Below are 19,190 nucleotides of genomic sequence, written 5' to 3' on the forward strand. Positions count from 1 at the left end.
TTATAAATCAATATGAGCGTGAAATAAAGATGCGTTCAAAATCTTCAGAAAACTTGTGCTTGTAACAATAAAATCGATGCTGAAAACGCTTTTATTTGAGGATTATATTAAATTAGGATTGCGAAAAACAAGTAATTTCGGCTATTTCCGACAGAAAATGCACTGTTTTTTTTGATCATAAAAATTTATTTTTTATTTATATAAATCATTTTACATTTGTATATTTACAGAGACCCCCTCATATGATATTTTAAATCTGAAAACGAATTCATTTAATTATATTTGAATTGTTTTACAATTATATCAAACGGAAGGTGAAGAACTTGGCAGCTGAGAACATGAAAGCACGAATGATCGTGGATAAGTCGTTTCGGATCGCGCAAGTTGATAACCGCATTTATGGTTCATTCATTGAACACCTAGGCCGCGCAGTATATGGCGGGATTTACGAGCCAGGCCATGAAACCGCGGATGCGGACGGTTTTCGGAATGACGTAAAGGAATTGATCAAGGAGCTGGACGTCCCGATTATCAGGTATCCCGGCGGGAATTTCGTTTCGGGGTATAACTGGGAAGATGGCGTGGGGCCTGTTGCCGAACGGCCAAAACGGCTGGAGCTGGCTTGGAGAACGCTGGAGCCGAACGATGTCGGCACGAATGAGTTTATATCCTGGGCCAAGGAAGTAGGCTCGGATGTCATGATGGCCGTGAATCTGGGGACGCGGGGGATCGATGCCGCCAGAAACTTGCTGGAATACACCAACCATCCGGGAGGCTCGTATTGGAGCGACCTGCGTCGCCGCCATGGTTATGAACAGCCGCACAAGATCAAGACCTGGTGCCTCGGCAACGAGATGGACGGACCTTGGCAGATCGGACACAAGACGTCCGAAGAGTACGGCCGGCTTGCGCTCGAGACGGCAAAAGCCATGCGGCTCGTCGACCCGACCATCGAGCTGGTTTCCTGCGGAAGCTCGAGCACGGGCATGCCGACATTCCCTGAATGGGAAGCCGTAACGCTGGATCATACGTATGAGGCGGTCGATTACATATCCCTGCATCAATATTACGGCAACCGTAATAACGATACCGCCAATTACCTGGCACTTACGCTCGATATGGACCACTTTATTCATACGGTGAAATCCACCTGCGATTACATCAAGGCCAAGAAACGCAGCAAAAAGACGATGTATCTGAGCTTTGATGAGTGGAATGTTTGGTATCATTCCAATGACGCCGACAGGCAGATTGATCCATGGAGCATCGCTCCCCCTCAGCTGGAGGATGTGTACAACTTCGAGGATGCGATTCTTGTGGGCAGCATGCTGATCACGTTCCTGCGCCATGCGGACCGGGTCAAGATGGCTTGCCTGGCGCAGCTCGTGAACGTGATCGCTCCGATCATGACCGAGAACGGCGGACGATCTTGGAAGCAGACGATCTTTTATCCGTATCTTCATGCTTCCAAATTTGGCCGGGGCGTATCCCTGCAGCCGATCGTCGACTCGCCGAAATACGATTCCAAGGACTTTACCGACGTTCCTTATCTGGACAGCGCGGTCGTTCATAACGAAGAAGATGAAGAAATTACGATTTTTGCCGTGAACCGCCATCTGGAGGAAGCCTTGGAGCTCGAATGCGATGTTCGCAGTTTTGAAGGTTACCGTCTGTTGGAGCATATCGTGCTGGAGCATGAGGATCTGAAAGCGGTGAACACCGCATCCGAGGAAAAAGTAAAGCCTCATCATCAAGGGGGAGCGAAACTCGATAACGGTATGGTTAACGCAAGGCTTGCCAAGGCATCATGGAACGTCATCCGCTTGAAAAAAGCCTAATAACAGCAAGGGGGTGGTTCTCGATTTGGGCTGCCCCGTCTCCCAAACACTCATATCAAATTACACATAATATGAAAGCGCTTTATTTCTGAGGAATAGCAGAAGTACCGATGTTCGAAGTGTAGGTTTGTATGAACGAAAATTAAGGGAGGTCTAGTAAGATGATGAAAAGATGGATGATTGTATTCATGGTGTTATGTATGACGCTCTTCCTGTGGGGATGCGGCAAATCGAACAATGCCGGCGGCGAAACCTCGGTCCTGGACGGGGGGGCGGGAGAAAGCGCTACGGAGCTGTCGTATTGGACGTTTGTTGAGCTGCACGGCCAGCACTTCGAGAAAATGCTGGGCAAATGGAACACGGAGAATCCCGATCGCCAGATCAAGCTGAACGTAACGGTCATGCCTTATGACGACATGCATAACAAATTATCCATCGCGGTTCAATCGGGGACGGGTGCCCCCGACATTGCGGATATCGAGCTTGGGAAGTTTCCGGATTTCCTTGCCGGCACGCCGCAGCTTGAGCCGCTCAACGACGTCATTGATCCATACCGGGATACCATCGTGAAATCCCGTATCGACCTTTACAGCAAGGAGGATGTGAATTACGGCATCCCGACCCATGTCGGAGCTTCCGTCGCCTTCTACAATACCGAGATTTTGGAGGAGGCCGGGGTCAATTATCAGGATATCGTGACTTGGGAGGATTTTAAGCAGGCCGGTATCCAGGTGTATGAAAAAACCGGCAAGTATATGGGGACGGCCGATACAAGCGCGGCTTGGCAAGCTTCCATGCTGCTCGCGCAGCAAGGCGCGGATCTGACCGACGATTCCGGCAATCCGATCGTGAATTCGGAGCCGATGGTGAGGGCCATGACGCTGCTCAAGGATCTGCAGGACAGCAATGTCATCGCGACCATCGCCGGCGGTCAGCCTGACACCGAAGAGGCCTACGGCGAGTTTAATGCAGGAAATTATGCCACGGCTTTCATGCCGTTATGGCAAATGTCCAGATATACCAATTACATGTCCGATTTGTCGGGGAAAATAGCCATCGCGCCGATTCCGGTCATCGAAGAAGGAATGCCCCGGTCGGTTGGCGGCGGCGGAACCGGCACGGTCGTGACCAAGACGGCAAAAGACGTGCAGCTGGCAAAAGATTTTCTGGCCTTCGCCAAACTGTCCCTGGATGCCAATAAAGAAATTTGGAACACGCTTGGATTCGATCCGGTCAATATGGACGTCTGGGATATGAAGGATGTTACGCACAATGCCGAGAATCAGTTCGTGAAATATTTCGTCAATAACCCGTTCGATGTCCTGAATGAGATCCGGGATGAAATCCGGTTAATCAAATCGACCTCCGCATCGCCCACCATCAACAACGTCCTGTGCACAACCACCTTCAACGAGATTTTTGAGGACGGCAAGGACATTACCGAAGCCTTGAATGACGCCCAGAAGCAAATCGAACAGGAATTGAAATAACGTTCGCTTATACGGTACAAAAACGAAGAGCTGCTCATGGATCGTCGGTGAGCGGCTCTCATTCAAAGGAGTCGAATCATGATTAAAAAATTTCTGTACTCTCAAAAGGTTGCTCCTTACGTGTTTGTCCTGCCGTTTATTCTGGTATTCCTCGTATTCTGGGTGTTTCCGCTCGGCAGCTCATTCAGCATGAGCTTTCAGAAAACGCAGCTGGGGCAGGAAGCGGATTGGGTCGGCTTAGCTAATTACGGGAAGCTGATGGGGGACGGCGTCTTTTTGAAGGCAGTCACGAACAGCGCGATTTACATGGTGTTGACGCTTCTGATCCTGATTCCGTTTCCGATGCTGTTCGCGGTGCTGATCAACAACAAGTTCATGTGGGGGAGGGAGTTTTTCAAGTCGTCTTTTTTCTTCCCTGCACTGACGTCGGTCGTTGTGGCAGGCACCATTTTCCGGCTCATGTTCGGCGAGATGGAAGGATCCCTGATCAACAGCATCCTGGGGTGGTTCGGGATCGATCCGGTGAAGTTTCTGAAGGGACAGGTCACCGGCTTTATCGCCCTGGTGGCACTCGCCACTTGGCGGTGGACGGGGGTCAATATGCTTTATTTTTTATCGGGACTCAAGAACATTCCGGGTGAATATTACGAAGCGGCATCCATCGACGGGGCCTCGGCCTTTCAGAAGTTTACCAAAATCACGATGCCGTTATTGAAGCCGACCACGATTTATGTGTTAACGATCAGCATTTATGCGGGGCTTGCCATGTTTATCGAAAGCATGATGCTCTGGAACGGCAACAACTCTCCGAAGAATATCGGCCTCACGATCGTCGGTTACCTGTACCGTCAAGGCATCGAGAAGAACAATTTGGGTTATGCCGCCGCTGTAGGGATCGTGCTGCTGGCAATCACCATGATCATTAACCTGACGCAGCTGAAGCTCTCCGGCATGTTCAAGAAGGAGGATTGAGGATGAGAAGAGAAACGCTGGTCAAAATAATCCTCTTGATTTTGTTCTCCATACTGTGCTTTCTGATCCTGGTGCCATTTTATGCCGTCACCATCGCTTCCTTCAAACCCGGCGAGGATTTGATCCGGTATGGCCTGAATTTGAAATTTGATCTGTCGGTGATGAGCTTGGACAATTTCGCCTACCTGTTTACGGGCGATCACTCCTACTTCATGTGGTTTTTTAACTCCTTGCTCCTCACGGTGGTGCAGGTTACGTTAACCCTGTTAGTCAGCGCAACCGTTGCCTATGGGTTTGCAGCCTATGATTTCATCGGCAAGAACTTCTTGTTTATCTGCGTGCTTTTGATTATGATGGTTCCTTTTGAAATTCTTCTTCTTCCGTTATACTCCCTGACGTACAATCTGGGCCTCATGAATACGTACTCGGCGATTGTGCTGCCGGGGATCGCAAGCGCGGCCACGATTTTCTTCTTCAGGCAGTATTTAAGAGGGGTTCCAAAAGAAATGATTGCGGCAGGTCGGGTCGACGGGGCCAGCGAATACGGGATCTATGTACGGTTGATCCTGCCCGTGATGAAGCCGTCCTTTGCAGCCATGGCGATTCTGAACGGCATGAACAGCTGGAACAATTTCCTGTGGCCGTTCATGGTGCTCAGCGATGATCGCAAGTACACGCTTCCGATCGGGTTGAAAACGCTGTTGACTCCTTACGGGAACAACTATGATTTATTGATCGTCGGCTCCTTTTTCTCGATCATCCCGATTTTCATCTTGTTCATGGCCTTCCAGAAATATTTCATTGACGGGATGACAGCGGGGGCGGTGAAAGGCTGATCGTTCGGTCGGTATGACCGGTCCTGCCCTTGCTGTCGGCACCTCAAATCCATTATGATACAAGGAAACCTGCGTATTCTGATGAATGAGGTGACATATCGTGCATCCTGTGACAAAGGCTCTACTATGGATTGGCGGCGCTCTGATCGTGATCGGGCTGCTGTGGCCTGTCATCGGCCGATTCGTCGGCCGGCTGCCGGGCGACATCGTCGTGGATAAACCCAATGTCAAAATTTATTTTCCGATCGTAACCTGCCTCGTCATCAGCGTGGTGGGCTCGTTGATTCTGTTTCTGATCCAGCAGTTTCGCAAGTAGTCGGGATTTCATAAGAAAAACGTCTATCGACGTACTTTCTCAGAAGACAGACCGCGGTTAGGGGATGTTTTTCTTGCGATATCAGGAAGGCCTAAGCTTCGGAGTTTATACTTTCTGATATCAAAAAAAACAGGCCGGTTAGGGGAAACCCTTAACCGGCCTGTTTACGTGGAACAGCCGTTTTATTTTTGGATGATGGTGATTTCGGCATTCGGATCCAGGCTAAACACGATGGATTTGAACCTGGGCATTTCCAGAATGTGAACCCGGTAGACCAGCTGCTGCGAATGGGCGGCGTCACCTTGGTTCGCGCCTTCACCCTCGGCATGTGCCGATTGGGGATCATACCCCATGATGGCTTTCATGGTGTGCCGGATTTCCGCTTCGCTGATGCTTCGAATCCGTACCTCCCGTTTAAGGGGAAGGCTTGAAGTCGTAACGCGCCCCGTCTCCAGTGCCATCAGGCACGCGATGGCGGAATACATCGCCCGTTCCCAGCCGAGGAGGAGCCCCGCCAAAGTCAGTACCAACAGATTGATCATGATATGGACGTAGGGCAGCTTCAGCCGGGTCAGCAGCTGCGATAGCTGCTGGGGGATCTTCGGCATCTGGAGCGTATCCAGGACGACGCCGTAACGAAGGCCGATGCCGATGCCGAGACCGAGGAAAATGCCGCCGATGCCTGCGCTCCCGATCTTGCTGTCGATGAGAGCGGGGATCGGAAAGAACAGGATCGAGCATACGGAAAACGTAAGCAGTCCGACGGTTGCGATGACGGCTTTTTCCCGGTTCGACCGGCGATAGGCCAGCAGAAGCAAGGGCAGATTTAATGCAAACAAAAACATGCCCGTATGAAGTCCCGTCAGATGCGAAGCGAGCGCAGAGATTCCTGTTACGCCGCCCGCGATGATTCCGCTAGGAACAAGAAATAAATCCAAACCGAACGCTGCGATCAGGCCTCCGATGGCAGCCATGCTCAGTCTTCTTCGTGTACTTGCCTTGCTTGCGGCCTCTTGTGCACCGTTCGTTGTCCGAACCGGGGCTTGAACCATAGGCAATGTACCCTCCTTTATCCGCTGGCACTTTCATCCTTTAGCTTCGGTTTAACCGGTTTCTTCTCCTTATGATCTTTAAATTTAAATATTTTGTTCAAGAAGTTATAGACGTGCTTGGACTCCTTGGTCAGCAGCGGTCCGAGTATGGCGAGTATCAGTACATACAGGGCCGCGAACGGTTGAATGAAGGTTGCAAGCCCGCCGGCTTTCCCCATATTGGCGAGAATGATGGAAAACTCCCCGCGGGATACAATCGTCAGACCGATATTGGAGGATGCTTTCGAAGACAATCCGGCGCTGCGGCCGGCAAGCATGCCTGCAATGAAGTTGCCAAGAAGCGTGATGATCACGGCGATCAGCGATAACCACACAGCTCCGCCAAGCTCGGACGGTACTATCGTTAAACCGAAGCTAAAGAAGAATATGGCTCCAAAGAAATCGCGGAATGGTAATATCAAATGCTCAATGCGTTCACGATGCTCGGTCTCGGCCAGAACAAGCCCGACGAGCAGCGCGCCGATGGCCTCGGCAACATGAATCGTTTCAGCGAATCCTGCGAGAAGGAACAACGCGCCGAATACGACCAAGGCAAACAATTCGTTAGACCGTATATTCAATGCTTTATTCAGAAGCGGTACGGCTTTACGCCCGACAATAATGACTAGCAGCATAAATCCAAGAGCGATCACGGCAGATATCAGGACGCCGCCCAGCGACGAGGAGCCGCTCAATACGAGCCCGGAAAGAATCGAGATATATACAGCGAGGAATACATCCTCAAACATGATGATCCCGAGGATCATCTCGGTCTCCGGATTCGCCGTTCTTCTCAAGTCGACCAGCACCTTGGCCACGATAGCGCTCGAGGAGATGGTCGTTATGCCTGCGACAATGAGCGTCTCCGCCAAGGGAAATCCGGCAAAGATCCCGATCATCAGTCCAAGCGTAAAGTTAATGGCAATGTAGATGCTGCCACCCACCACGATGGATCTACCCGATTTGATCAATCGGCCGACCGAGAACTCGAGTCCGAGATAGAACAGAAGGAAGAGTACGCCGATCCGCCCCATAAAGTCGATGAGCGGAGCACTTTCTATAAAACGAAAATCGAAAGATCCAAAGTGAAAAGCATGAGGCCCAACCGCCATCCCCACCAAAATATAGAAAGGGACGACGGAAAACCGGAGTTTAGCTGATAGCAACCCCGCCAGGGCGATCAAGGCAATCGCCAATCCTACTTCTAAAACCAAATGATCCATTCATCAACCACGTCCGTTCATCAAGATTTGTTTAAATAGCCGCTGTTGTTGACGTTCACCCACGACGACGAGCGTCGAATCCGGTGTAATGATAACGTCAGGCCCGGGATTGATTTGTTTGCTGTTTTTGTCAACTCTTGCAATGATGGTTGCGCCTGAGGCTTGGCGTACGCCCAGATCGCCAATCGATTTACCTGCCCCGTAATAGTGGGGCTCGATGCGGTACCACTCGATGATCAATTCATCCAGCGCCATGTCGATCGTTTCGAGCGCCTTCGGTTTATACGTGAGACCGCCGACGATGGCCGCAATTTGACGGGCCTCGTCATCGTCCAGGGAAATCATGGAGATGCTTTCGTCCGGATCGTCATATTCATAATGGTACATTTCACGGCGGCCGTCGTCATGAATGATGATGACCAGTTTATCGCCACCGCGGGTATCAATTACGAATTTCTTACCGATTCCAGGCAAATCTGTTTCGCGAACATGCATAGATTAGAGTCCTCCTAAGAAAATACACTTTTTAGTTGTTTTGCACACCGATCACACGGATATCAAAAATACACGCAGCCAAATAAAACAATCCATTCACGATGAAATTGCACAGTCTTTAATAAACCCTGATGCACAGGTCAATCCGCACAGGCTTTATGTTGTTGCATGGGAAAAGAAAAATTGGCAAATTTAAGAAACCGCAGTCAGTTGGAATGCGAAAAAGTGTGGAGGACTAGACGAACTTCGATGTGTATTTAATGGGGAATAATACTAAAAGCCGGAGTCGAAGCGGAATAATCGGCCGATAGGGCAGACGTGTTTTGGGAGCCTGCTGCATCACAATGGCCGACATCAATAAGAACAGCACTATGGTATTGCCGGCTGCCTTAAGTTTGGAGAGAATTTGAGAGTGTTTCAGAACAGCCGCTTTCAGATGATGGTCATGCTTGTAAACATACCGCTCATCTTGGGTTTCGTTGCTGTAATACTCCTGGACGGGAATGTACAGGGCAAATGCCGTAACCAGAACAAGCACCAGCATCCATGCAATTCTTGCCGTTTTTAAGAAACAGTTCACGGTTACTCCCCCCTTCGTCCCAAGCTTCTATGTTAATCATAACATAAAAATAATCGTTCTCAAAATGAGAACGATAAATTATTTTTGAACACTTTTACAGATCGATTCAATTTTTTACATTATATAGAAGCGATGCTTCTTCTATTTTTTGCGAAGCTTATCATAGTTTTCCGTATCGGGCCCGATATCGGCTTTCGCTTGATCCTTGTCTTCCAAAACGCCGAGTACAAGATCGTCGAGTTTATCGGTTGCGGCCTGATCCGGACGGTCGGGCTCGGGAATTGGGTCCACGCCGGGGAATTGACCGTCAAATTCAGGTTTCTTTTTGCTCATTAGGCTCTCATTCCTTTCTGGCAATATTGTGGCACAAAAGGATCTGTTATATGTAACGAATAAACGCGGGAGATGGAAGTGAAACAATGCAGGAACGTCGGCCTGGTACAATTCATAACAATTCACCTTCTATATAATGTAACTCTATATATCAATCAGCTATATAAGAATATGCTAGAATAGTAGAGGAATATTATACCAGGGGGTTATTTAGGCATGAAGAAAAAATGGATAGGCTGCACCCTTGCTTTATTGCTTGTATCCGGCTCTGTCGTATCTGCGCATCCGGGACGAACGGATGCCAACGGAGGGCATACCTGCCGAACCAATTGCGAACGCTGGGGTCTGTCATATGGCGAGTATCATTATCATAACGGCGGTGGGAGCTCTTCCGGAAGCAAGTCGTCCCCATCCGCGCCTAAGTCGAAATCATCGCAAAAGAGCACGGTTAAGCCTGCAGCGCCGAAGCCCGCGGCTCCGGCTTATGCTAAGTCCGGCCTTAAGGTTTACGTCAACGGCAGCGTGGTGAAATTTGATAGCGAGCCATTGGTGTATAACAACATCAACCTGGTGCCGCTGCGGGAAATTGCGGAGGGCATGGGGGCTAAGGTCAACTGGAATCGCGATGCGGCCAGCATCGGCGTGCAGAGAGGCAATTATAAAGTCACGCTCACGATCGGAAGCAAAACCGTTTATTATAATGGCAAATCGGAAACCGTTGCGGTCGCTCCCAAAGTGATGGACGGCGTGACGTATGTTCCCGTTCAGGTGTTTGCACGGGGGCTGGGCGCTGGCGTGAACTATACCGAGCATGATAAAATTCTGAGAATATCGTTTAAGGAATAAAATAAACACGGGTTCCATTTTGCGAACAGAGAGGGGAAGAGTTTGCTTTGAGTTTTTTTGATAAATTTAAAGCCGGCGTATCGGACGCCGGAAACAAAGCTAAAACGCTGGTGGAGATCAATCGCTTAAAGCTGCAGAACAACGGCAAAAAAAGCGATATCGACGAACAGCTCCTGGAAATCGGCAAGGTTGTATTCGCTTCAACCGAAGCAGGGAAGTGGCCGCCTGATCAGGAGAGCATCCAAGACTACGTGGCCAAGATTCACCAATTGAATTTCGAAATCGAACAAAATCTGCTCCAGATTGCCAACCTTACGGATGAGAAAATATGCCGAGGGTGCGGGAACAGTTCAGCCGTGAATGCCAAATTTTGCGCCCACTGCGGCCGTACGTTCGAAGTGATTCAAGTTCAAACGGAAGAGCAGCGCAAAGAGGTTCCGCTGCTGGAGGATGGCGGCGACCAAGAGGAGCCGAAATAGAAGCTGTTTGCTTCATGAATAGCCGTACCCTGGTTCGCGAATGACCAGGGTCGGCTTTTTCTTTTTGTCCGGGGTGAAGGAAGCAGCGCTTTATTAGGAGAATGATTATTAAGGTGATCTTACTCACGACATCATCTTTATATAGTAATATTAGCTTACTAGCTGGAGGGAGTGAGGACATATGCCGAAGAACAAGGCCTGTAATGATGAATTTAGTCAACATGGGGATCGAGGGGTGTCAAGGCTGCTTAAAGGTAACGTTCTATTGCTTCCCGTATGCGTAATTTTGATGCTCCTTGCTGCCGGGTGCAACGGCCCGGGGTCTTCGGAGGAGGAGAATCCGCCGGAGAACCTCCCCAAGGGCGCATCCATCAACATCGTCATTTCCAGTCTGGGGATGACGTTCCCTGCAGGATTGGACGAGAATGACAATCCGTACCTGAATTACATTGAAGAGCGTACGGGGCTCGAGATCGGAGTCAATCTTCCTCCGCCCGAGGTATACAACGAGAAGCTCGACGTCATTATGTCCTCAGGCAATTTGCCGGATATGCTCCATACGTACGAGCCGGTGTGGTTCGACAATTACGTTAAGCAGAAGGCATTTATGCCGCTGGATGAATTAATCGACGAGTACGGCCCCCACCTGAAAGAAAAAATTCCGCCGGAGGTCTGGGATCGGGTCCGATACGGCGGTAAAATCTATGCGGTTCCGAGCTTGAATGAGGTGACGGGAGCCGAATTGATGTATGTCCGGAAGGACTGGCTCGATCGGCTCGGCTTACAGCCGCCCGAAACGCTGGAGGAATATTACGAAGTCATTCGTGCCTTCACCCTGGATGATCCTGACGGCAATGGCGTCCAGGATACGATCGGTTTAACCTTGACCTCGAGCCTGGGAAGGTCCTCGCCGTTTTTCGGCGCTTTCGGCACGCAGCGAAATACGTGGTTTGAACGGGACGGGCAGCTGGTGAACGGAAGCATTTTGCCGGAAACGAAGGAAGCCCTCGCCTTTTTTGCCAAGCTGTATCAGGAGAACCTGCTCGATCGGGAATTTCCTTTAAACCTGCAAAACAATCTGTTCGAAAAAATAGAAAACGGCACGGTCGGCCTGTTCTCCGCGGCTTGGTACGATACGCGCGGACCGATTGCGGCCAATATGAGCAAGGACCCCGAGGCCGAATGGATGCCGCTTCCGTATCCGACGGGACCGGACGGATTTAAAGGCGTTGAAGGGAAGGACATCATACGAGGTTATAACGTCATACCGGCCGAATCGGAGAAGGCTGCCGAAGTGATCCGGTTTCTGGACTTCATTGCCAGCGACTACAAGACGTTGAAGCTCGGCTTCGAGAACGAAATCTGGCGCTGGGAGGACGGGGCGATCGTTACGGATTTCGCGCTGCACGACAAGCATTTATACCGCGGCATTTACCAGTCCCTTGTCGACGTGCCGGATCAATTGCTGTTCAAGGAACGGCTTGACTCGCTCGGAGACTTCAATCTTTACAACAATCTGCAGCTGATCAATCAGCATATTATTCCGAATGCATTCTACGGAGTTCCTACCCCCGGGATGACGAAATACAACACGAAGCTTAAAAATCTGGAGGATGTGTTCACGAAAATCATCATGGGGCTAGAGCCGCTGGACGCATTCGACGACTATGTGAAGACCTGGAAGGAAGAAGGGGGAGATGAAATCACGAAGGAAGTGAATGAATGGTACTCCAAACAATAATGCTGGCGGCCAAGAGCGCGGGGGACAGAGTGATCGACTTGTTTCGCTGGATCCGGGATCGGTTTTCCCAGAACATTCAAACCCGCTTGACCGGTTATTTTCTGCTGATCCTGCTGCCGCTGGTCATTATCAGCCTCTTCGCCGTAGAGCGGTCCCGGGATATTCTCTACGAGCAGGCGGTGGGGAGGACGGAGATGGCGCTGTCGTCGGCGATGAATCATTTTGATCTGGCGCTGCAAAACGTGGAGGAGATATCGACCCTGATTGCAGGGGATCCAGGAATGAACGAGCTTCTTAACAAAAACAGCACCAACTTCTCCCCTCAATCGATCGTGGATTTCTCGCACATTTTGGAGCAGCTGTCGAATTCCGTATCGGTAAACCGGTTCGTATCCCAAATCACGGTGTATCATCGGGCTTCCAACATGTTCATTTCTACCCATTACGGCGGCAAAAAGCTGACGGGCGAGACGCAGCAGGAATGGCTGGTGGAAGCAGCGCGACGGAACGGAACGGGGATTTCCTACGTCATGTCGGAAGCCCCAGTGGCGGAGGGCATTACGTTTGGCCAGATGACCAATACGGACAGCATCTCCCTGATTCGGGCCATGGACCTGTACAACAGCGAACGGCAGTCGAACCTGCTGGTGGTGTCTTTTAATAAAAGCAAGCTGCTGAATATCATCAAGACGCTGCTTCCGTCCGAGAACAGCCGCATCGCCCTGCTGAACGAAAGGGGAGAAGTGGTGGTGGAGACCGGAAGAGTGTATGAGGAGGACATTACCGAGAAGGATATGACCGTCACGATTGATTCGGATTACTCCACATGGCGTCTTGAGCTGGTTCAGCCGAAAAGCGAGCTGTACAAAGAGACCGATCAGCTGCGCCTGTTCACGGTTGCGATCATCGGGCTGAGCATCCTGCTGGCCATTATCATTTCATGGGTGGTGTACAGCGGGATTGCCTCACCTGTGTTGAAATTGTCGCGCGGGATGAAGCGGCTCAGCAGCGGAGAGCTGAACATTCATGTCGACACCAAGCGGAAGGACGAATTCGGTTTTCTCATCCAGTCGTTTAATAAAATGGCTGTCGTGCAGAAGCATCTGATCGAGGATCATTACGAGCAGCAGCTGCGATTGACGACAACGGAGCTGAAGTTCCTGCAATCCCAGATCAATCCGCATTTTCTGTATAACACCCTCGATTCGATTTATTGGACGGCCAAAAACTACGATGCGGATGAGATCAGCGAGATGGTGATGAACCTGTCGAAGTTTTTCCGGTTGAGCCTGAACAAGGGCAGGCAGGTGTTTACGATTGAGGAGAGCATTACCCACCTGCACTACTATCTACGAATCCAGCAGCTTCGTTTCATGGACAATTTCATCGTGGATTATCAAATTTCGGAAGAGAGCAAGGGGGTTCCGATTCTCAAGCTCCTGCTTCAGCCTTTGGTGGAAAATGCCATCATTCACGGCATGGAGGGCAAATCCTCGGGAGGGAGCCTGGTCATCTCCAGCCGGATTGAAAAAGGGCATACGGTGGTTATCAGCGTACAGGATAACGGGCCGGGGATCAGCGAAGAGCGGCTGCGCTACATCCAGCATGAGCTGGAGATGATGGGCTCGCGCAGCGTGCCCGCGTCTTCCCAGGATGAAGAGCATGTGAAGGATCTGTTCGGTCTTCGGAACGTGCTTGGCCGAATGAAGCTGTATTATGGCAGAGAAGCGGATCTGACGGTACACAGCGTGGCAGGGGAAGGCACCACCGTCACGATTTCCATCCCGCTGGATCGCTGCAAGGAATTTAACCTGAAATAGACACTTATATAGAGATGCTCGAAAGGGGAACAAACCGAATGAATCTCATGATCGTGGAAGATGAACCCCGGCTGCGCAACGCACTGGCTTACAATATCCCATGGGACAAGCATGGGATTGAAGTTGTGGGCATGGCATCCAACGGCATCGAAGCCCTTGAGCTGGTAGGCCGAAAAAAACCCGATATGATGCTGATCGATGTGCAGATGCCTGAAATGGACGGGCTGACGCTCCTCGCCGAGCTGCGAAGTCGGCAGGACATCAGCCGATTGACAAAAATGATCATCCTGAGCGGACATGACAACTTTGAATTTGCGCAGCTGGCGCTGGAATACGGGGTGTCCAAATATTTATTGAAGCCCGCCGGCGAGGAAGACATTCTCGAAGCGGTGCTTGAAGCGAGGCAACAGCTGCGGGAGGACTTGGAGCAGTGGCAGCGCAAAGCGGCCTTGGAGCAGAAATGGAAGGACAATTTGCCACATCTGCAAAATCTCTTTTTTATCCAATGGGTCAGCGGCAAATATACAAAACAGGACGTCCTTACCAAGGGCAGGGAATTATATGTTTCATTGAAGGAAAATGACCGCATCGCCGTCGCCGTGGTGGATCTGGACCCCTTGCCGGAGAACGAGACCCGGTTTCAGCGGGGGGATGTCGAGCTGCTGCAGTTTACGATGCAGTGCCTGGCCAAGGAGCTGCTGCCCCATCCATCGCTCTGGATCACGACGGATTCAGGCAATATGCTCCTGATGGTCTTAATCCTGGAGGAAAGCCAGGATGCCAAGGAAGCCATGCTGCGGCTGAATGCGGACGTATCCAAGCTCCTCTCCCAAACGAGGGAGGTGCTGAAGATAACGGCCAGCGCAGGCATCTGTGCATCCACCGGGACGATCGAGGAGATGAGCCTATTGTATGCGCAGGCTTGCCGGGCGCTTCAGGAGCGCGTTGTGTATGGACACGACCTCGCGATTCCTTACCGGGAGCAGCTTCAGCGGGATATTCAGGGTGTGATCGTGCAGCAGAACCTGGAGAAGACGCTGGAGATCGCGCTGGAAACGGCGGATGAAACGAAGGCGCTGGAGGCGCTGAAGGGATTATGGGAGGAAGCCTTCTCGAGGTCCGAATCCTCGGACGAATTCCAGGAGGCGGTGCTTTACATGAACAGCTTCTTTACCCGCATGATCCAGAAGCAGGGCTGGACGGTAAAAAGAGTCGTCGGCGACGATATCGAATATTTCCACAACGTCAAGCTGCTGAGCACCAAAATGCAAACCTGGTCGCTCCTGGAGCGAACGGTGAAGCATATCATCACGTTTATGGGCGAACAGCGGAAAACGACAAGCAATCAAGTGGTAAAGGACATTCTGAACCTGCTCGAGGAAGAGATGGACCAGGAAATTACGCTGCATACGGTAGCGGACCGGCTTTACGTGAATTCTTCCTACCTCAGCCGGCTGTTCAAGCAGGAAATGGGGGTCGTCTTCTCCGCCTACGTGCTGGAACGCAAAATGGAGCGGGCCAAGTCGCTGCTGCAGGACGGTCTCAAGGTATACGACGCCGCCCGGCTGGTCGGGTACCGCGATGTCAGTTACTTCACCAAGGTGTTTCGGAAGTATTGGGGCGTGAACCCGGGGGAGTTCAAGGGATAAGGATATGGGAGAGGCCGTACGGCACTGCTGCACACATCTGAAAGCCCGCTGCGCGGCTGTATCGTTCCTCCAATCGCTGTTGTCGCCGAATTTCAGGAATGATGATGACAGAGGAAGAAATTCGGCTCCAAAGGCGACCGCTTCGCTTTTCCGGAATCGATTCGCCCTCTCCGCTGGTCCGCGTGGGGTCCAACCCCCTCCATATCCTCTCCCAATTGGTCGGGGAAGGGAGAGAGGTGGAAGCCCGCTGCGGGGCCGTATCGTTCCTCCAATCGCTGTTGTCGCCGAATTTCCTGGAATGATGATGACAGCGGAAGAAATTCGGCTCCAAAGGCGACCGCTAACGCTTTTCCGGAATCGATTCGCCCTCTCCGCTGGTCCGCGTGGGGCACCCCCCTCCATATCCTCTCCCAATTGGTCGGGGAAGGGAGAGATGTGGAAGCCCGCTGCGCGGCCGTATCGTTCCTCCAATCGCTGTTGTCGCCGAATTTCCTGGAATGAATGTTACAGCGGAAGAAATTCGGCTCCAGTCAATGCTTTCGATGGGAGTTTTCCGTTGGAAAACTTTCGGGCGAGCGCTAACGCTTTTCCGGAATCGATTCGTCCGCTCCGCTGATCCGCGTGGGTCCCCCATCCTCCCCCTATTAGGATGGGGGAGGGGACAAAGCGCAGCGCAGCAGTGCGTGCGCAGTTACATAAACCATGCAAACGAGCCGTTCGGGGCATACATCCCGAACGGCTCGTTTGCATTTACCCCCAGCCCCAACCATCGGCAGGGCGGAAGTAATCACCCGCGCGAATGGTTGAGGCTATGGAGGCCACGCTCGCGGAGCAGAGGAGGCCTCGCTTGACGACGAAGCACGGCATTGCCGTGTTTCGAATGCCAACGCCATGATTGAATCAGCTTCAACGGAGCAGGCGGAATTGTTCTGGAGAAGCGGCAGCGGTCCCCTTTATCCCCGGATTTCCACATTGTCTATCCATTCGGATGAAATCCGGGGGTAACAGGGATCGGAAGAACAATCCGCATGCGGAGTGATGTACAACCCTCTTTTTTGGCAGTGTATACTTTGAATTTCAGTTATGAATTTCGATGGCAACGGTTCGCCGATCATCACAAGTTAACATCCCATGAAACACCCACCGCAACCCCATGGCATAATTACTGACGTCCGTGCCCCAACACAACATCAGATTACCATAAATAGTAATGATCCTCGCCTACTCAGTCCCTGCGCAGGGAATTACAATTTGTAGTAACCAAGGAGATTGAATCAATAGAAAGGGGGAGACGAGTCGATGAAACCCACGTTAGAACCATCGCCCGCACCGCATAGAGAGATGAAGCCAAAACGAGGGTATTGGGGGCGTTTAGGGTCCGATATATGGAAAGAGTGGGATCTTTATCTGCTGCTCGTGCCGGGCATTTTGTTCATTTTACTGTTCAAGTACACGCCGATGTACGGGATCACGATCGCATTTAAGGATTTCAACATCTTCACCGGATTTGCCGACAGCCCGTGGGTAGGATGGAAGCATTTCGAGAAGCTGTTCACGTCGCCGGATTTTGCTCAGGTATTCAAAAATACGGTCATCATCAGCTTCCTGAAAATCGTGATCTTGTTTCCGCTCCCTATCATTATCGCACTGATGCTCAATGAGCTGAGGCATATGGTATTTAAACGCACGGTGCAAACCGTCATCTATCTTCCGCATTTCCTGTCCTGGGTCATCGTTGGCGGATTGTTTATCGATTTGCTCTCAACGAATGGAGGAATCGTCAACAAATTGCTGGTGTCGCTGGGCATGGAGCAGATTGCGTTCTTCCTGGATAACAGCGTGTTCCGCAGTGTGCTGATCACGTCGGCCGGCTGGAAGGAAACAGGCTGGAGCACCATCGTATACTTGGCAGCGTTTACAATGATCGATCCGATGCTGTATGAAGCGGCGAAGATCGACGGGGCCGGACGATGGAAGCAGCTGTGGCATATCACACTGCCGGGGATTGCTCCAATCATTGTCCTGATGTTTATCCTGCGGCTGGGGAATGTGCTGGAAGCGGGAACCGAGCAGATTCTGGTCATGTACAATCCTGTGGTGTACCAGGTGTCGGATGTCATTGGTACCTATGTTTACCGGCAAGGCCTAGGCAACCAGGATTACAGCTTCTCGACCGCGGTCGGCTTGTTCGAAGCGGTGATATCGTTCACGTTAGTCATCATCGGCAATGCCATGAGCAGAAAATACTTACAGCGCGGGATCTGGTAAAGAAAGGGTGGCACAAATGGATCACAAAAAAGCTTTGGAAGGAACTAACACCACCCGAGGTGTCATCAAAACGTCGTTCTCGGAAAAATGCTTCTCGGTATTCAATTATACGTTCTTTATCGTGATGGGTTTAACGACCCTGCTGCCTTTCCTGAACCTGATCGCCAAATCCTTGAGCAGCGAGGGGGCCGTCATATCGGGGAAGGTGGGGCTGCTTCCGGTCGGGGTTCAATTCGAAACGTACAAGTACGTGCTGCAGGATTCCATGTTCTTGAATTCGCTCAAGGTGTCCATCTTTCTGACGATCATCGGAACGGCTTGCAGCTTGTTTTTGACCACGCTGACGGCTTATCCGTTGTCCAAATACCGGCTGCGCGGACGGAAAGGCCTTCTGTTGATCTTCGTATTCACGATGCTCTTCAGCGGCGGACTGATTCCGACTTACCTGCTCATGCAGAATTTGAATCTGGTGAACTCCTTCCCGGTGTTATTCCTGCCGGCGATGGTGAACGTGTACAACATGCTGATCATCAAAAACTATTTCGAGGGTCTTCCGGATGAGCTGGAGGAATCCGCCAAGCTGGACGGCGCGGGGAATATCCGGATCTTGGTATCGGTCATCGTGCCGCTCTCGCTCCCCGTCATGGCAACGATCGGATTGTTCTTTGCGGTCGCTTTCTGGAACGACTATTTTGCAGCGATGATCTACATTACCGATCCGGCGATCAAGCCGATGCAGCTGTACCTGAAGGAACTGTTGGTTTCGTCCAGCGGGGATTTCCTGAAGGATAATGTAGACGCCGCGATCAACGCTACTCCGCAGTCCATACAAGCTTCCTCGATCCTGCTGGCAACGATCCCGATTTTGCTGGTGTATCCGTTCCTGCAAAAGTATTTTGTCAAAGGCGTGCTGGTGGGTTCGGTAAAAGGCTAGATTCATCAGGTTTTCTGAAGATATCAGAAAGTATAAACTTTGGAGGATCTGCCGCTTGAATATCGCAAGAAAAACTACCGCTAAACGCGGTCTATCTTCTTAGAGTACGTCGATAGACGTTTTTCTTAACATTATTATAATTTCCGGGGTCCCCGCAAAGTACCTGAATGGACTTCGGAGCAAGGCCCCGCTTTGTGGGGTTATCTTATAAAGGTGGTGATGCGCTTCGTATTGCTCAGATGGCAGAATTCATTGAATTTCTCAATCACAAGGAGGGTT

The 19,190-nt window shown here is 51.0% G+C and carries 18 protein-coding genes; 13 read left to right on the forward strand and 5 right to left on the reverse strand.

What is annotated here, in order from left to right:
• Window positions 1-338: 338 nt before the first annotated feature.
• The 5 genes from MHI43_RS08275 to MHI43_RS08295 all read left to right on the forward strand — a co-directional run bounded on the left by MHI43_RS08275 (window position 339) and on the right by MHI43_RS08295 (window position 5,452).
• On the forward strand, window positions 339-1,838 hold the full coding sequence (locus MHI43_RS08275) for an alpha-N-arabinofuranosidase (protein WP_200868635.1): 1,500 nt from the start codon (window positions 339-341) through the stop codon (window positions 1,836-1,838).
• Between the two features lie 161 nt (window positions 1,839-1,999).
• On the forward strand, window positions 2,000-3,328 hold the full coding sequence (locus MHI43_RS08280; protein WP_036666216.1) for an extracellular solute-binding protein: 1,329 nt from the start codon (window positions 2,000-2,002) through the stop codon (window positions 3,326-3,328).
• 78 nt (window positions 3,329-3,406) lie between these two features.
• Window positions 3,407-4,300, forward strand: a complete 894-nt coding sequence (locus MHI43_RS08285) for a sugar ABC transporter permease (protein WP_036666213.1) — start codon at window positions 3,407-3,409, stop codon at window positions 4,298-4,300.
• 2 nt (window positions 4,301-4,302) lie between these two features.
• Entirely contained in the window at window positions 4,303-5,136 is an 834-nt protein-coding gene (locus tag MHI43_RS08290; RefSeq protein ID WP_015734103.1) for a carbohydrate ABC transporter permease, read from the forward strand.
• 100 nt (window positions 5,137-5,236) lie between these two features.
• Complete coding sequence (locus tag MHI43_RS08295; RefSeq protein ID WP_009591958.1) at window positions 5,237-5,452, forward strand: DUF2905 domain-containing protein; 216 nt, start codon at window positions 5,237-5,239, stop codon at window positions 5,450-5,452.
• A 182-nt stretch (window positions 5,453-5,634) separates the two neighbouring features.
• Here the strand turns inward: MHI43_RS08295 and MHI43_RS08300 are convergent, their stop codons facing one another.
• From MHI43_RS08300 to MHI43_RS08320, 5 genes are all read right to left on the reverse strand, one after another.
• On the reverse strand, window positions 5,635-6,504 hold the full coding sequence (locus tag MHI43_RS08300) for a YitT family protein (RefSeq protein ID WP_036666211.1): 870 nt from the start codon (window positions 6,502-6,504) through the stop codon (window positions 5,635-5,637).
• A gap of 17 nt (window positions 6,505-6,521) precedes the next feature.
• The gene (locus MHI43_RS08305) at window positions 6,522-7,766 is read right to left on the reverse strand and encodes a cation:proton antiporter (protein WP_015734105.1); all 1,245 of its coding nucleotides are present in this window, start codon (window positions 7,764-7,766) and stop codon (window positions 6,522-6,524) included.
• 3 nt (window positions 7,767-7,769) lie between these two features.
• Entirely contained in the window at window positions 7,770-8,261 is a 492-nt protein-coding gene (locus tag MHI43_RS08310; protein WP_009591954.1) for a cation:proton antiporter regulatory subunit, read from the reverse strand.
• Between the two features lie 235 nt (window positions 8,262-8,496).
• Window positions 8,497-8,841, reverse strand: a complete 345-nt coding sequence (locus MHI43_RS08315) for a hypothetical protein (protein ID WP_036666209.1) — start codon at window positions 8,839-8,841, stop codon at window positions 8,497-8,499.
• Between the two features lie 141 nt (window positions 8,842-8,982).
• The gene (locus MHI43_RS08320; RefSeq protein WP_009591956.1) at window positions 8,983-9,174 is read right to left on the reverse strand and encodes a hypothetical protein; all 192 of its coding nucleotides are present in this window, start codon (window positions 9,172-9,174) and stop codon (window positions 8,983-8,985) included.
• Window positions 9,175-9,390: 216 nt separating this feature from the next.
• Between MHI43_RS08320 and MHI43_RS08325 the strand changes: the two genes are divergently transcribed.
• The 8 genes from MHI43_RS08325 (at window position 9,391) to MHI43_RS08360 (ending at window position 18,911) form a co-directional block, all read left to right on the forward strand.
• Complete coding sequence (locus MHI43_RS08325; protein WP_036666207.1) at window positions 9,391-10,020, forward strand: stalk domain-containing protein; 630 nt, start codon at window positions 9,391-9,393, stop codon at window positions 10,018-10,020.
• 47 nt (window positions 10,021-10,067) lie between these two features.
• A complete protein-coding gene (locus MHI43_RS08330) occupies window positions 10,068-10,499 on the forward strand; it encodes a hypothetical protein (RefSeq protein ID WP_015734109.1) in 432 nt (143 codons plus the stop codon).
• A 181-nt stretch (window positions 10,500-10,680) separates the two neighbouring features.
• A complete protein-coding gene (locus MHI43_RS08335; protein WP_015734110.1) occupies window positions 10,681-12,240 on the forward strand; it encodes an extracellular solute-binding protein in 1,560 nt (519 codons plus the stop codon).
• Entirely contained in the window at window positions 12,222-14,060 is a 1,839-nt protein-coding gene (locus MHI43_RS08340; RefSeq protein WP_015734111.1) for a sensor histidine kinase, read from the forward strand. The genes MHI43_RS08335 and MHI43_RS08340 overlap by 19 nt, the downstream gene beginning before the upstream one ends.
• 38 nt (window positions 14,061-14,098) lie before the next feature.
• Window positions 14,099-15,709, forward strand: coding sequence for a response regulator (locus MHI43_RS08345; RefSeq protein ID WP_036666205.1), 1,611 nt, complete (start codon window positions 14,099-14,101; stop codon window positions 15,707-15,709).
• A 104-nt stretch (window positions 15,710-15,813) separates the two neighbouring features.
• The gene (locus tag MHI43_RS08350) at window positions 15,814-16,011 is read left to right on the forward strand and encodes a hypothetical protein (protein WP_036666204.1); all 198 of its coding nucleotides are present in this window, start codon (window positions 15,814-15,816) and stop codon (window positions 16,009-16,011) included.
• A gap of 997 nt (window positions 16,012-17,008) precedes the next feature.
• The gene (locus MHI43_RS08355) at window positions 17,009-17,977 is read left to right on the forward strand and encodes an ABC transporter permease subunit (protein ID WP_015734114.1); all 969 of its coding nucleotides are present in this window, start codon (window positions 17,009-17,011) and stop codon (window positions 17,975-17,977) included.
• A 16-nt stretch (window positions 17,978-17,993) separates the two neighbouring features.
• The gene (locus MHI43_RS08360) at window positions 17,994-18,911 is read left to right on the forward strand and encodes a carbohydrate ABC transporter permease (protein WP_015734115.1); all 918 of its coding nucleotides are present in this window, start codon (window positions 17,994-17,996) and stop codon (window positions 18,909-18,911) included.
• Window positions 18,912-19,190 lie beyond the last annotated feature (279 nt).

It is taken from the genome of Paenibacillus sp. FSL H8-0457, assembly GCF_038051935.1.
In the GTDB taxonomy this organism is placed as follows: domain Bacteria; phylum Bacillota; class Bacilli; order Paenibacillales; family Paenibacillaceae; genus Paenibacillus_AQ; species Paenibacillus_AQ lautus_A.

Bases quoted from the DNA above. Each gene is read 5' to 3' on its own strand.
- MHI43_RS08275 (WP_200868635.1), top strand. From the start codon at position 339: ATGAAAGCACGAATGATCGTGGATAAGTCGTTTCGGATCGCGCAAGTT.
- MHI43_RS08280 (WP_036666216.1), top strand. From the start codon at position 2,000: ATGATGAAAAGATGGATGATTGTATTCATGGTGTTATGTATGACGCTC.
- MHI43_RS08285 (WP_036666213.1), top strand. From the start codon at position 3,407: ATGATTAAAAAATTTCTGTACTCTCAAAAGGTTGCTCCTTACGTGTTT.
- MHI43_RS08290 (WP_015734103.1), top strand. From the start codon at position 4,303: ATGAGAAGAGAAACGCTGGTCAAAATAATCCTCTTGATTTTGTTCTCC.
- MHI43_RS08300 (WP_036666211.1), bottom strand. From the start codon at position 6,504: ATGGTTCAAGCCCCGGTTCGGACAACGAACGGTGCACAAGAGGCCGCA.
- MHI43_RS08305 (WP_015734105.1), bottom strand. From the start codon at position 7,766: ATGGATCATTTGGTTTTAGAAGTAGGATTGGCGATTGCCTTGATCGCC.
- MHI43_RS08310 (WP_009591954.1), bottom strand. From the start codon at position 8,261: ATGCATGTTCGCGAAACAGATTTGCCTGGAATCGGTAAGAAATTCGTA.
- MHI43_RS08320 (WP_009591956.1), bottom strand. From the start codon at position 9,174: ATGAGCAAAAAGAAACCTGAATTTGACGGTCAATTCCCCGGCGTGGAC.
- MHI43_RS08325 (WP_036666207.1), top strand. From the start codon at position 9,391: ATGAAGAAAAAATGGATAGGCTGCACCCTTGCTTTATTGCTTGTATCC.
- MHI43_RS08335 (WP_015734110.1), top strand. From the start codon at position 10,681: ATGCCGAAGAACAAGGCCTGTAATGATGAATTTAGTCAACATGGGGAT.
- MHI43_RS08340 (WP_015734111.1), top strand. From the start codon at position 12,222: ATGGTACTCCAAACAATAATGCTGGCGGCCAAGAGCGCGGGGGACAGA.
- MHI43_RS08345 (WP_036666205.1), top strand. From the start codon at position 14,099: ATGAATCTCATGATCGTGGAAGATGAACCCCGGCTGCGCAACGCACTG.
- MHI43_RS08350 (WP_036666204.1), top strand. From the start codon at position 15,814: ATGACAGAGGAAGAAATTCGGCTCCAAAGGCGACCGCTTCGCTTTTCC.
- MHI43_RS08355 (WP_015734114.1), top strand. From the start codon at position 17,009: ATGAAACCCACGTTAGAACCATCGCCCGCACCGCATAGAGAGATGAAG.
- MHI43_RS08360 (WP_015734115.1), top strand. From the start codon at position 17,994: ATGGATCACAAAAAAGCTTTGGAAGGAACTAACACCACCCGAGGTGTC.